The 13,884-nt window shown below is 56.3% G+C and carries 10 protein-coding genes and 1 pseudogene; 5 read left to right on the top strand and 6 right to left on the bottom strand.

The window, feature by feature from the left end:
* Positions 1–9 precede the first annotated feature (9 nt).
* From A4E19_07250 to A4E19_07230, 5 genes are all read left to right on the top strand, one after another.
* Positions 10–1,632 (top strand): radical SAM protein, encoded by a 1,623-nt coding sequence (locus A4E19_07250; protein ID OQW33129.1) that lies wholly within the window; start codon positions 10–12, stop codon positions 1,630–1,632.
* Between the two features lie 192 nt (positions 1,633–1,824).
* Positions 1,825–3,900, top strand: a complete 2,076-nt coding sequence (locus A4E19_07245; protein OQW33128.1) for a universal stress protein UspA — start codon at positions 1,825–1,827, stop codon at positions 3,898–3,900.
* An 86-nt stretch (positions 3,901–3,986) separates the two neighbouring features.
* A complete protein-coding gene (locus A4E19_07240) occupies positions 3,987–5,366 on the top strand; it encodes a heme biosynthesis protein (GenBank protein OQW33127.1) in 1,380 nt (459 codons plus the stop codon).
* Between the two features lie 82 nt (positions 5,367–5,448).
* Positions 5,449–5,958, top strand: a complete 510-nt coding sequence (locus A4E19_07235) for a hypothetical protein (GenBank protein OQW33204.1) — start codon at positions 5,449–5,451, stop codon at positions 5,956–5,958.
* Positions 5,959–6,201: 243 nt separating this feature from the next.
* Complete coding sequence (locus A4E19_07230; GenBank protein ID OQW33126.1) at positions 6,202–6,870, top strand: hypothetical protein; 669 nt, start codon at positions 6,202–6,204, stop codon at positions 6,868–6,870.
* A gap of 29 nt (positions 6,871–6,899) precedes the next feature.
* Here the strand turns inward: A4E19_07230 and A4E19_07225 are convergent.
* The 6 genes and pseudogenes from A4E19_07225 to A4E19_07200 form a co-directional block, all read right to left on the bottom strand.
* Positions 6,900–7,658 (bottom strand): annotated as a pseudogene (locus A4E19_07225) (2OG-Fe(II) oxygenase).
* A gap of 45 nt (positions 7,659–7,703) precedes the next feature.
* On the bottom strand, positions 7,704–8,408 hold the full coding sequence (locus A4E19_07220) for a hypothetical protein (GenBank protein ID OQW33125.1): 705 nt from the start codon (positions 8,406–8,408) through the stop codon (positions 7,704–7,706).
* Positions 8,408–10,831 carry a hypothetical protein gene (locus tag A4E19_07215; GenBank protein ID OQW33124.1) on the bottom strand — a complete coding sequence of 808 codons (2,424 nt, stop codon included), beginning with the start codon at positions 10,829–10,831 and terminating at the stop codon, positions 8,408–8,410. The genes A4E19_07220 and A4E19_07215 overlap by 1 nt, the downstream gene beginning before the upstream one ends.
* A gap of 97 nt (positions 10,832–10,928) precedes the next feature.
* A complete protein-coding gene (locus A4E19_07210; protein OQW33123.1) occupies positions 10,929–11,600 on the bottom strand; it encodes a phosphate transport system regulatory protein PhoU in 672 nt (223 codons plus the stop codon).
* A gap of 4 nt (positions 11,601–11,604) precedes the next feature.
* Positions 11,605–12,420 (bottom strand): phosphate ABC transporter ATP-binding protein, encoded by an 816-nt coding sequence (locus tag A4E19_07205; protein ID OQW33203.1) that lies wholly within the window; start codon positions 12,418–12,420, stop codon positions 11,605–11,607.
* Between the two features lie 43 nt (positions 12,421–12,463).
* A complete protein-coding gene (locus A4E19_07200; protein ID OQW33122.1) occupies positions 12,464–13,879 on the bottom strand; it encodes a hypothetical protein in 1,416 nt (471 codons plus the stop codon).
* Positions 13,880–13,884: the final 5 nt, after the last annotated feature.

Raw genomic sequence — 13,884 nt, 5'->3', positions numbered from 1 at the left:
TCTGGTTGTATGAACTCCATTCTCTATATCTTTCTTCCCTGCAAAAAGGTGTATCCCATCGGGATCACCTACTTGGCGGACTTTATTCATCGACGGAAGCCGGACGTCCGCCAGCGCATTCTCGATCTGTCGCTGTTTCCCGTTGCGCAGCGCAGTCAGGCCATTCGGGATGCCGCGTCGGAGTTCCAACCGGATCTGGTCTGCTTCTCGTGGCGCGACATTCAGATTTTTTCGCCGCATGAAGGCGATTCCTCGCTGGAGCATGCGTTTAATTTTTATTTTGCCAGCAACCCCTTCAAGCGAATCGCCGCCTCGGTTGAGGGCGTCAAGCAGCTCTACCGCTACTACAGCCATATCTACACGATCCTGTCATATCCCTGGTTGATCAACAAGGAGTTTCCCAAGGCCCAGATCATGATCGGAGGAGGCGCGTTCACGGCCTTTGCCGATCAACTCATCGAAAAACTGCCGGAAGGCACGATCGGGATTCTGGGCGAGGGCGAGGATGCGATCCTGAAACTCCTCGAAGGCCGCTCGATCGATGACGAACGCTACATCATCAAGGACGGCAAGCAGATCAGGAAGGGAACCCAGGGCTCGCCCCCACTGTTGGATGCGCCGGCCGTCGATCTGCCGTATTTGACCTCCATCTTCCCACAGTGGCGGGAGTACGTCGGCGAGTCCATCGGCGTGCAATCCAAACGGGGCTGCCCTTACGACTGTGCTTTCTGTCTCTATCCCTATATCGAAGGCAAACGGGTGCGCTATCGACCACCCGAGATGGTCGTGAAGGATATCGCCCAACATTACCACCAGTGGGGCGCCCGTCGCTTTTGGTTCACCGACGCGCAATTCATCACGGGCAAGGAAGCCTATCCGCAATGTACGGAGATCATGGAACGCATCATCAGCGAGAAGTTGGAGATCGAGTGGTCCGGCTATATCCGCACGTCGTTGATCACTCCCGAATTCGCCAAACTGATGGTCCGTTCGGGAGTCGGCGACTTGGAAGTGGCCATCACCTCCGGTTCACAAGAAGTGTTGAACAACTTGCACATGGGCTTCAAGCTGGAACGACTCTACGATGGATGCCGCTATCTCGCGGAAGCCGGTTTCAAAGGCAAGGTCATCCTGAACTACTCGCTCAACAGTCCAAAGGAAACGGAGGAGAGCCTCCTGCAAAGCGTGGAATCCTACAAGGTGGTCGCCTCGATCCTCGGCGAAGAGCGTGTCTTTCCATTGATGTTCTTCCTGGGCATTCAGCCGAATACCGACCTGGAACAGCGACTGTTGGAAGAGGGTTACCTGTCAGCCGGCTATAACCCCTTGATGCTGACCCCGACCAGCATCAGAAAGCTGCTCTATAATCCTGCTCCTCTCAACAAGATCATCGCCAAAGCCTGTCTCCGAGCTTGGGAACGAAAGCAAGGAAGCCGCGATCCTCGTCGGTGGACCGGATCTCTGTCCCAGACGTCAGAATCTCCCACCTATGCCGACCAGAATCTCAGTCGAGGGATCGAAGGCAATTCCGGGCGGGATGCGCTCCTCTCACTCGAGGAAATCATCCGCTCACGCCGACCGATTTCATCACCTTCGCAGACCCCTGAACCACGAGCCAGTTCAGCGGGGTGATTTCTCCTCAGAAGACAGTGAAATCACCGTATCAAATCCACACCGCCCGCTTCTGCGGCACCTTGCATTCCGCTTTGAGGCGGTGCTATCATCCTTTTTCTTTAGAGGTAGGGCTGACCCGTCAACCATTTGGTATTTCAGGCACATATACTCCCTCCCTCTCCCTAACTCGCGCCTTAAGGAGGCGCTTCAATGTATAAGACCATTTATGTTCCGGTCGATAACTCCGACCATTCCAATACCGCGGTGGATATCGGCGTCCACTTGGCCAAAACCTTCGGCTCAAAAATCGTGGGAAGCCACGTCTATGCGGCGAAGATGCATGACAAGCGCTTCAAGCAAATGGAAGCGGGTCTGCCGGAGGAATACCATGATGAGAAAGAGCTCGACCGTCAGCGTCAGATCCATGATTCGCTGATCACCCGCGGGCTTCAAATCATCACCGATTCCTACCTCGACTACGTCGACAAGAAATGTCACGAAGCGAACCTCCAGATCGAACGACGATCGCTTGAGGGGCGAAATTGGAAGGTGCTGGCCGAGGACATCAACACCAACGGCTATGATCTCGTCATCATGGGGGCCTTGGGAGTCGGTGCAGTCAAGGACAGCGTCATCGGCAGCAACACCGAGCGCGTGGTCCGCCGCGTCCGCAACTCCGACATGCTGATCATCAAGAACGTTCAGCCGATCACGGGAGGCAAGATCGTCGTCGCCGTCGACGGCAGCCCCTATTCCTTCGGCGGGCTGATGACCGGCCTCGCGCTCGGCAAGGCACTCAACATGCCGGTCGAAGCCATCTCCGCCTTTGACCCCTATTTCCACTACGCGGCCTTCCACAGCATTTCCGGGGTCCTGAACGAAGAAGCCGGCAAAGTGTTTCGTTTCAAGGAGCAAGAGAAGCTGCACGAGGAGATCATCGACAGCGGCTTGGCCAAGATCTATCAGTCTCATTTGGACATTTCCCGTGAAATCGCCCAGGCCGAACAGACGGACTTGAAAACCACGTTGCTGGACGGCAAGGCCTTCGAAAAAATCATTCAGTATGTCCGCAAAGATGTGCCGGCCTTGCTCATCGTCGGACGCATCGGCGTCCACAGCGACGACGACATGGATGTCGGCAGCAACACGGAAAACCTGCTCCGGAGCGCGCCGTGCAACGTGCTGATCTCCAACCGCAAATATGTTCCCCCGATCGACACGCAAGCCGAGTACACGATCGCCTGGACGGAAGAAGCCTTGCGACGGATGGAAAAGATCCCGGTCTTTGCGCGAGGCGTGGCCAAGACCGCCATTCATCGGTATGCCATCGAAAAGGGCCATACCATCATCAGTAATACCGTTGTGGACGCCGCGGTCGGGCATATTCTTCCTAAAGGCGCCATGGACGCGATGCGCGCGCTTGGTGGGAGTCTGGACGCCGCCGGTATCGACCGCGATAAGATGCAGGCAGACGAAGCCGTGACGAAGGATCTCATGGGTCCGACCTTGAGCGGAATCATGACTCAGATCGTTGAAGAAAGGCCGAAAGAGGTCAATGCGTCCACGCAGGCCTATCTGGATCGCATGGGCCAAACCTATTTCGTCTGCGACGGCTGCGGTTACATCGGAAAGGGCGACACCCCCGTCAGATGTCCCGTGTGCAGTGCGGACGGAACGAAATTTAAGCAAGTCGACAAAAAGATTTTCGAAGTGGCCGCGACGGCTGAAGGCGAGCTGGAAACGGACGTGGCCTACGACGACGTGCCGATGCAATGGACCAAGGATGCGAAAGAAGCGATCCGCGCGGTACCGGCCGGCTTTCAGCGAAGGCGGGCGAAGGCCAGGATCGAAAAGAGCGCGCGGAAGTTGGGGATGACGACCATCACACTGGAATATGCTGCGCCGATGATCAAGGAAGCGGCTTCCGAAGACTATACACCCATTTTCTCCAACAAGGGCACCGGCACATCGGCGGCGGCGGAAGCGACACTTGAAGCGGCACATGGGACGAGCGGGAACGGTACGAACGGCCATGCCGAACCGGCCTCGCCGTACACCTGGACGAGTGATGCGCAGGCCAGATTGGATCGGGCTCCGGAAGGGTTCATGCGCGATTGCACCAAGGCGCTGATTCTCAAGCATGCCGAGAAAATCGGGGCGACCGTGATCACGCTCGAAGTCGCGAACGAAGGCATCGAACAGGCGAAGGGGTACATGGCGGAAGCCATGAAGACCGGCAATCTCAAGGATATGATCGCCGACCTGACCGGCAAGTCTTCGACTTGAGTCTTGAGTTGTAAATGTTGAGTTGTGAGTTGCATCAGCCCTCCTAGCTAGAATTAAATTACTAAAACTCATCATTCGGCACTCTTATGCCAAAGCCTCTCCCTATCTTCAACGGCCCTTCAACCACTCTGGGGTCGTTGCAGCAGCAAATTTCCCAGTTCTTCACTCCCACTCCGAAAGGTGATGGTCCGTCCGACGGCCGGACGGTGGACGACTTCAAACCTTACCTCGTCGCGCTAAACCTCACGAAGCGTTGCAACCTCAAATGCGATCACTGTTATCTGGATGCCACGACCAAAGCGGCGGGCGGTGACGATGAACTCACGACAGAAGAATGTTACCGGCTCATCGAGCAAATCGCGGAGGTGAACAAGGGATGCCTCCTTGTGATCACCGGTGGCGAGCCCCTTGTTCGGCCTGACATCCTCGACATCGCTCGTTACGCGGTGAAACTCGGCTTTATGGTGGTCTTCGGGACAAATGGGATGCTGATCGATGATCGAATGGCCAAGACCCTTGTCGAGATCGGGGTGATGGGCGTCGGGATCAGTATCGATTCGTTACAGGCTGCCAAGCACGATGCCTTTCGAGGAGTACCTGGCGCGTGGGAAGCGGCGGTCGCGGGGATTGAGGCCAGCAAGCGGAATGGTCTCCAATTCCAAGTGCATTTCAGCGCGCAGCCGATGAACTATCAGGAATTACCCGAGGTCATCGCCTGGGCACATCAGCTCGGTGCCCGTGTGCTCAACGTCTTTTTCATGGTCTGTACCGGACGGGGCGAAGAATTGACGGACATTACTCCGGCTCAATACGAAGAAGTGCTCGGCTACCTAATTGATTGTCAGGATAATTACAAAGGCATGTTGGTTCGCGCCCGCTGTGCCCCACACTTCAAGCGGTTGGCGTACGAGAAAGATCCCAACTCCCCGATCACGAAGGCGACCGGGTATATGGGAGGTGGATGCCTGGCCGGGACGAACTATGCTCGAGTGACGCCCAACGGCGAGCTGACTCCCTGTCCCTATATGCCGCTGTCGGCAGGGAATATTCGCCAACAGAGCTTCGTTGATCTCTGGGAACGCTCCGATGTCTTCAATTCATTCCGCTATCCTCAGCTGAAGGGGAAATGCGGCGACTGCGAGTACAGCGACATCTGTGGAGGCTGCCGTGCCCGTCCCTATGTGGACCATGGCGACTGGCTGGATGAAGATCAGTGGTGCCTCTACACCCCGAAAGGCGGCGAAAAGATCAAAGTGGCGTTCAATGTTTCGGAAGAGGCGGACGTGACATGGGACGAGGCCTCAGCGCTCCGACTGAGCCGGATCCCCTACTTCCTCCGCGCCATGGTAAAGAAAGGCGTGGAGAAGCACGCCCGCGAAAACAATGTCCCGCTCATCACCGTCGAACTCATGGAAGAACTGCGCAAGAAGCGATTCGGTAATGACGCGCCTGTGTTTAAATTTTAGCATCGAACCCAACCGAATGGATGGTTGATGTCGTCCTTGCCCGTTGCTCTCCACGCCGCCTTCAACCCTCGGCATTAACGTCATGGATGCCCTGAACAGCATTACGACGGATCTCAATATCCTCATTCCGATCATCAACCACTGGTTTCATCTGCTCTCGGCCATCATTTGGATCGGCGGCTTGGCGTTTCTCGTCATGGCGGTGACACCCGGACTGCAGAAAGCCGTTCCGAAAGACCAGATCAAGCCCATCACGGATATTTTTTATCGGTACTACAAGAAAGTCGCCGGCATTCTCCTGGTCGTTCTCCTGTTTACGGGCGGGGTGAATCTCCACTACGTCAATCAGGTCATCATTTCGCAAACGGGAAACGGAGTCCAGCACCATTCCAAATACCTCATGGTCTTCATGATCAAGCTTCTGCTCGTGCTGGGACTTCTTACCCTCTTCCTCTACACGGTCATCTTCAAATCCGACGACGAGGCCGATGAGGGGGAGGACTATGAAGCCATTCCCTTCCAACGCGCCGCCCTCTGGATGGGATTCTTCATCATCCTCTGTGCCGCGGCCATGAAACACCTGCATCAATAGTTTTTCACGTGTCTCGCGAACAGGCGCTGAGACAGCTCCCTGTCTCAAGCGACACAGTTGCTGTATCGGCTCGATACAGTCCTGCACGTCAAGAAATCGTAGACTCACATATACCTGATATGAATCCACCACTTCTGGATCGCCCATTGGGGAGCTTTCTGGAATGGAGGTTGCTTAAGACAGTGGCAACCCATCAAACCTTGTAGGTTATCGTGGGGAATATTCGGCAATATGGAGCACGGTATGGAGCCGACAGTGATTCAAGGGGGAAAGAGGCCTCACTTTTCCTCGCCGCCTGATGCCTCCTTTGGATCATGCTCATCCAGCGCTGCACTATCGCTGTTGTCCGTTGCCCCCCTCGCTGAGCCTATCCTTGGAAAAGGCTCAACCGGGCCGGACGATGCGTATGTCCTCGCCGAGAAATCGGGTGGGCAAGTTTCGGCAACTCCCTTCTCTCTCGACTCTCAGACGAATCGCCCACAGCGGGCGTCACAGCAAACTCATACGTTGAATCCGCATGCAAACGCCAAGGTCGAACCGAGAGCGATGCATTCCATATTGGTGGTCGAGGACGACCCTGATATCGCGATGGCATTACAAGACTTGCTCGAATTCGAAGGATTCCATGTCGACTGTGTACAGACCTGTCGCCAAGCCTTTTCATCCATCGAGCAGAATATCTACGATGCCATTCTTCTCGATCTCGGGCTCCCCGATGGAGACGGCTCCTTGATTGTGGAGCGGCTTCAGAATTCTCATCCCTCACTTCCCGTGATCGTCCTCACGGCTTCGAATCGTGACCTTGCGCCTCTGCGCGCCTATGCCCATTTGACCAAACCGTGGGAGCGAAAAGAGTTATGCGGGATACTTCACCGTGCGGTCGGCACGGGATCGCCCTGGAGGGTGGGATAAATCAGCGCCAAGCCGGAGAAGACCGTCCATCATTTGGATCGGTTGAGCCCCAGTGCCCGCTTGAAGACCGTGGCGAATCCGAAATAGCCGAAGGAATCTTTAAGGTTGGAGTATAAGCGTTTGACGGCACCCATCTCCGGATTGGTGACATACTCCATCGTCAGTGCAATCCGCTCTTCACCTTCTCCAAGCGGCGTGACCGCATGCCAGAGCTTGTCCCCGTTGAAAATCACCATGTCTCCCGGTTCGGTCACCAACTCGAGATGGCGCGGCTGCTTGGTGGGGTGGTCCTTGAAGAGTTCGCACACCAACTTGCACTGGGTTGACCGATCGACAAGCCCCATCAAGATCGTGTATCGAGCGCCCTTATAGTACGACGTATCATAATGGAACCCGATGTGGTCGCCCGGTTCCGTGTAGTAGTAGAGGGCGCAGGAATGAGGATCGTCGTCCGGGCAGAACATGAGTTTGGCCTCAACGAGCCGATTCAGGAATGTCCGAAACGATTCGGACCGCTAGAGGTCGAGAAAGCGGGGCGCTTTTTCCTGCACGGTATAGTAGCTGACACTCCCGCCTTTCTTGTGGCCGGGAATGTAGTTTCGATTGAGCTGGGCTTTGACCCCCTGCGCCTGAGGAACGAATACCTCTTCCACGAACGCACGAGGCAAGAATTGTTTGATCACCAGAAATTCATTTTGCTCCCAAAATTCCCGGTGCAGCCGAGTGACATCCAATTTTCCCACCGCCTGATCGATTGCATCGACCACGGTGCCCGTCTCAACTGTCATGTCTCACACCACTCCTTGGGTCTCGTGTGACGCGGTGGTTTAGGATTAAGGCCCGTTTAATACCGGAGCCCTGACGATTTCTGCATCCGGCGGTGCCTTGAAGTCGAACACTTCATTACCCAATCCCACGTTTGGTTTCAAGTTGGAAAATTCAAAGACGGCCACGTTGCCGCTGACCTCATGGAGTGAGACCGTGCGGATAAAATAGGTTTTGGGAAAAACTTCGACGACGATCCTCTGAAGATTCTGAGTGGATTCCTGCTCTTTGGCTTTTGGTATCAGGGTGATGAGCGGCAGACCGCCCACCCCTCGGTCCTTTCCCGGAGTGGGTTCAATCTCAAACGATTCATCCAATTTGGCGGCTCCCTGCAACAATTCCAATGGCGCTTTGGAAGCAGCCATCTGTGTCAGCTTTCCGACCAAGACCTGCTTGTGTTCGGGGACGTACATCTTTACATCGTCCTGATTCACATAGATCTGCTCGGTGGCCGGATCCACATAGTCCCACCGTAATCGGCCGGGCTTTTTGATATACACTTTGCCGGCCGATGTCACAGATCGATCAAACCCTTCAATCTTGGTTTTCTGGGAAAAGTCGGCCTGAAGATCCTTCATCTTCTCGTATCGTGCTTGCAATTGTTTGACGACGTCACGCACTTCCTGCAGCGCCTTTTCCTCCATCGGCCCGCCGGCCGCCCATGCCGGCCAGAGGACCGCGATACTCAATGACGCTGCCAGCCACCCTCGCATCATGCTTCCGCCGCACCGACCGGACCGCGCCGACCCAGCACCTCCCGACGCCCATCCCGACCCGCCGCTCCCACAATACCTTCCGATTCCATCTGTTCAATCATGCGCGCCGCTCGAGGATAGCCCACGCGCAGTCGGCGCTGAATCAACGAGGCCGATGCCTGTCCCGTCGACAGCACCAGTTCCTTGGCCTGCTCGTACACCTCATCTTTCGCTTCTTCCTCCGCCGCCTCGTCCAACTTGAGTGACTGCAGTTCTTGGTTATAGATGGGGATCGCTTGTTGTTTAACGAACTCCACCACCGAACGAACGTCGTCGTCCGACACAAAGGACCCGTGCAACCGGGCGAGGCGGCCGGTGCCGGAGGCCAAGTACAGCATATCGCCGCGTCCAAGCAACGCTTCCGCGCCGTTCGCGTCGAGAATGGTACGTGAGTCGGTCTTCGAGGAGACTTGGAACGCGATCCGTGCCGGGAAGTTCGCCTTGATCAATCCCGTCAGCACATCGACGGACGGTCGCTGAGTGGCCAGCACCAGATGAATGCCGGAGGCCCGTGCCATCTGTGCCAGACGGGCGATCTTGTCTTCCACATCCTTCGGTGCCACCATCATCAGATCCGCCAATTCGTCGATCATGACGACGATAAACGGCAGCGGCTCTGGCGGGGTCGGCTTGGGCTGCATGCAGCCCCGTTCGCCTTCTGGAATCGACGTCTCACCGGCAGAGAGGCGCTCCTCCTCCGAGAGGAACTTCGTCGGAAGCTCAGTCCGTTCGGTGCTTGGCGCATTGTTTTCAGCAAACACCTCCTGCAAACCCGCGACCTTTCGATTGTACGCATCGATATTTCGCACGCCGGCTTCGGCCAACAACTTGTATCGCCGTTCCATTTCGGCAACGACCCATCCGAGTCCCCTCGCCGCCGATTTGGGGTCCGTAATGACCGGCCGCAACAGATGAGGGATGCCCTCATACGATTGGAATTCGAGCATCTTGGGATCGATCAGCAGCAGTTTGACCTCACTGGGCTTGGCGGAAAAGAGGATGCTGAGCAACATCGTGTTCAGACTGACACTCTTCCCGGCCCCCGTCGCACCGGCCACCAAAAGATGAGGCATCGTCTTCAGATCCGCGGTGACGGGCGCACCGAAGATATCCTTACCCAACGCAAGGGTGAGCCTGGATTTTGCCCGCCGAAAGGCCTCACTCATGATGACTTCTTTCAGCGACACCGTTTCTCGAGACCGGTTCGGCACCTCGATCCCCACCACGGACTTGCCCGGCAAGGGCGCCACGATCCGCAAACTCGCGGCCTTGAGCGCCAACGCGAGGTCATCGGCCAGATTCACAATACGGGACACCTTTGTGCCGGGCGCCGGTTCAAACTCATACATGGTCACGACGGGACCGGGCCTCACTTCCGTCACGATACCGTCGATGCCGAAACTCATCAGCGCCCGTGACAAGACCTCGGACTGCGCTTTCAATTCTTCGTCCGACATCCGATCCATCGGTCCGGAGGGATCACCTAACAGCGCTTCCGGGTCAGGCAATTGATAGTTCCCGGACTCAGCTGTTGGAACGCCTACTTCCAGCTCATCGGTCGGCCCGTCCACCGTTGAAGTCGCGACAGGGAATGGCTGGATGATCGGAAGGGGAGGAGTCAGAGCTAGTTCCGGCTCCTCGCTCCTTTCTGCGGTGGACTCCTCCTCCAACGCGGCAGTCGATGGCCGGAGAGACTTAATCCGTGACCGTCGATTGCCGCCTTCCTTCTGGACTTCAGAGGACCGGTCAGGCATCACGGCGGATACCCCTTCACGGAGAGTGGCCCACCGTGCCGGTATGCGACGCACAGCTTCGGCCAGCGACAGCGGCGTTGTCAGGAGGAACGACACAAGAAGTCCCGCAATAATAAGAATATGGGCCCCGGTTCCGGCAAAGACGGCTCGAAGTCCCTCGGCGATCGTTTCACCCACCACACCTCCGCCCATCCCGCGCGAAATCATTCCGCTGGTCACCGTCGGGACGCCGGTGGTTTCCAGATGCAAAAACGCACTCAAGAAAACCACGACGGCCAGGGAACTGGCGGCCGTCCGCAGTCTGAGACTCACCGGAGCCTGGGAGAAACAGCGAAATCCCAACCGTCCCAGCAGCACGGGGAAAAGATAGGCAGCCCCCCCGATACCGTAAAAAAACCCGCCGGCCAACAGGGCTCCGAACGAACCGATGAGGTTGCGTGGGGGATCGGCGTTCAGTACACCGGTCGCCACGATCTTTGCTTCCCCGGGCACGAATGATAGGAGGCTCAAGAGCATGAGCAAGCTCAGCGCGATCAAGATCACGCCGATCACTTCCCGCTGAATATGAGAAGGGGGAGAGGGGGCGCGACGGGACTCGCCCCGCTTAGCCGAGGTGGTGGCACCCATGTCGCGGATGCTAACACAGGGGGAGGGTCATTTCAAACGAACACGCATACGAGTCATACTCCACCGCACATGCGCAGAAGCGCATATCCCGCGGTGTTCAAGATGCCACCGGCGGTGACGTGTGGCGGATGATCTTGCCTTCCACCAGATAGACCACCAATTCCGCAATATTGGTGGCGTGGTCGGCCATTCGCTCCAAATACTTGGCGATGAAACTGAGACGAATGGCACGGGAAATCGTGTGGGGATTTTCGATCATGAACGAGAGCAGCTCACGGAACAGCTGCTCCATCAGATCATCGACCACATCATCATCCCCGAGCACTTTCCTGGCCAGGACGGCATCCTCCTTGATGAAGGCATCGATACTTTCCTTCACCATGATTCGCGTCCAGTTGCCCATCCTCGGAATATCGATGTAGGGTTTCAGCTGCGGCTCTTCGTTCAGCTCGATGGCACGCTCGCAGACGTTCTCCGACAGATCGCTGATGCGCTCGAGTTCGGTCGAGATCTTCATGGCCGTCGTCACCAATCTCAAGTCCCGCGCGGCAGGCTGGTGGAGTGCCAACAGCTCGATGCATGCTTCGTCGATCTCCACGTCCATCGCATTGACTTTGTGATCCCGCTCGATCACCTGGCAAGCCAAGGCCGAGTCGCGTGTTACCAGCGCGGTCAAGGCCTTGTCGATTTGGTCTTCGGCAAGACCGGCCATCCGCGCCAGTTTCGTCTTGAGTTCCGCCAGCTCTTCATCGAAATGCCGTTGGATCATGTGCTCACCCGAATCGTCCGGTAATATAGTCTTCGGTCTGCTTCTTTGAAGGGTTCGTGAACAGTTGCTTCGTGCGACCGAACTCGATCAATTGGCCGAGGTACATGAATGCGGTTTTATCCGACACCCGCGCGGCTTGCTGCATGTTGTGGGTGACGATGACAACGGTCAATTCCTTCTTCAGCGAAAACAACAATTCCTCGATGACCCCGGTGGCGATCGGGTCAAGCGCAGAACAAGGTTCATCCATCAGAAGGACGTCCGGCTTGACGGCAAGCGCCCGCGCGATGCAGAGCCGTTGCTGCTGACCGCCGGACAATCCAAGAGCGCTCTTATGGAGCCGATCCTTCACTTCTTCCCATAAGCCGGCTCCTCGGAGACTTCGCTCGATGATCTCTTCCAGCACCGTCCGATTCTTCAAGCCTTGCAACCGGGGGCCATAGGCGACATTTTCATGGATCGATTTGGGGAAGGGATTGGATTTTTGGAACACCATCCCTACACGTTTTCGCAGGTCCGTGATATCGATCAGCGGATCAAAAATATCGATCTCATCCAAGAGAATATTGCCTTCGTGCCGAGCGCCTTCGATAAGGTCGTTGAGTCGATTCATGCACCGCAGCAATGTGGACTTTCCGCAGCCGGATGGCCCGATGAACGCGGTCACTTGATGTTCGGGAATCTCCAGATCGATTTTGAACAGCGCTTGAACCGGACCGTAGAAGAAGTTGAAGCCCTGCACCCGAAGTTTGGAGTTCTCTTGCACACAGTGTTGAGACGATACCTTTGAAACACTCGTTTCCATGCGCTCCGCTTTCACCGAGGAAGAGATGGGTGCCGGGGGAGGCACTCGAGGCTTCATTTCATACTGTTGATCCAGCATATTTCCTCCTCATGCGATTTCGCAAGACAATTCCAGTCAGATTCAGCGTCACCACCACAAGGATCAACACCAAAGTCGTCACATAGACCATGGGCTTGGCCGCCTCGACATTCGGCGACTGAAACCCCACGTCATAGATATGAAACCCTAAGTGCATGAACTTTCGGTCCAAGTGAATGAAGGGCCATGTCCCGTCGATCGGCATGGCAGGCGCCAGTTTCACGACGCCGGTCAACATCAAGGGAGCGACCTCACCGGCCGCGCGCGCCATGGCCAGAATCAATCCGGTCAAAATACCCGGCAGGGCCGAGGGCAGCACGACTTTCCACATCGTTTCCCATTTCGTCGCGCCCAACCCGATCGACCCTTCACGGTATTCTCGTGGTACCGCCGCCAGGCCCTCCTCTGTCGCAACGATGACGACAGGAACGGTTAAGAGCGCCAATGTCAACGAAGCCCAGAGAATTCCCCCCGTTCCAAACGTCGGAGTCGGCAATCGATCGGAAAACCACAGCGCATCCAGACTACCGCCGACGCCATACACAAAAAACCCCAACCCAAACACGCCGAAGACGATCGAGGGAACCCCGGCGAGATTGTTGACGGCGATACGGACGGTCCGCACGATGACCCCCTGGCGGGCATACTCCCTCAGATACAAGGCTCCGATCACGCCAAAGGGAGTCACGACGAAGCTCATGATCATGACCATCATGACCGTGCCGAAAATGGCCGGGAAAATCCCGCCCTCCGTATTGGCTTCTCGTGGTTCCGTCGTCAAAACCGTCCAAAGATTGCCGAGATACACCCAAACCTTTTCCAAGGTCGACAGGTCATTGGGCCGCAAGACCCGCATGACTTGGCTAAGTGACAAGGACTTTTCTTTCCCATTGGCATCGACGACGAGCAGGCTGTACGCGCTCTCCGCTTCATTCGATTCCGTATGCCGAAGCAGGGACGGTAAGGATCGCCATACCGCGTCGTCGCCTTCTGCCACGATCTGGTCTTCCTTGACGAGGGTCCGCAGCCGTCCATAGAAATTGCCCCACTCACGTCGTTCCACCATTACGAGATCGGCCGGTGTGGTTCGCTCGATGATCTGATCGGTGTTGATCCACCGATAGTCCAACCCGTACAGATCGCGATTGCCGATCTTCATCCTGATTCGTGGGATACCTTTCGGACTCACTTCTTCGCCGGCCAACTGGCCGATCACATGTTTTCCGTCTTTCAGGGTCAATTCGTACAGATCAGCCGGCCAGAAATAGCCGAACCCGTTGAGGAGAATCAACACCAACAGCCCGCCGATCATGAGGAGTGAAATGGACAGCCCTGCTCCGCAGCCCCAAATGAAGAGCTCACCGCTTGCCATGAAATGTTTGACCCACTGTTTCATCGATT

Source organism: Nitrospira sp. SG-bin1 (assembly GCA_002083365.1).
Lineage (GTDB): Bacteria > Nitrospirota > Nitrospiria > Nitrospirales > Nitrospiraceae > Nitrospira_D.
The sequence above is the reverse complement of the archived record's forward strand: the minus strand, read 5'-3'. Positions and strand labels throughout refer to the sequence as shown.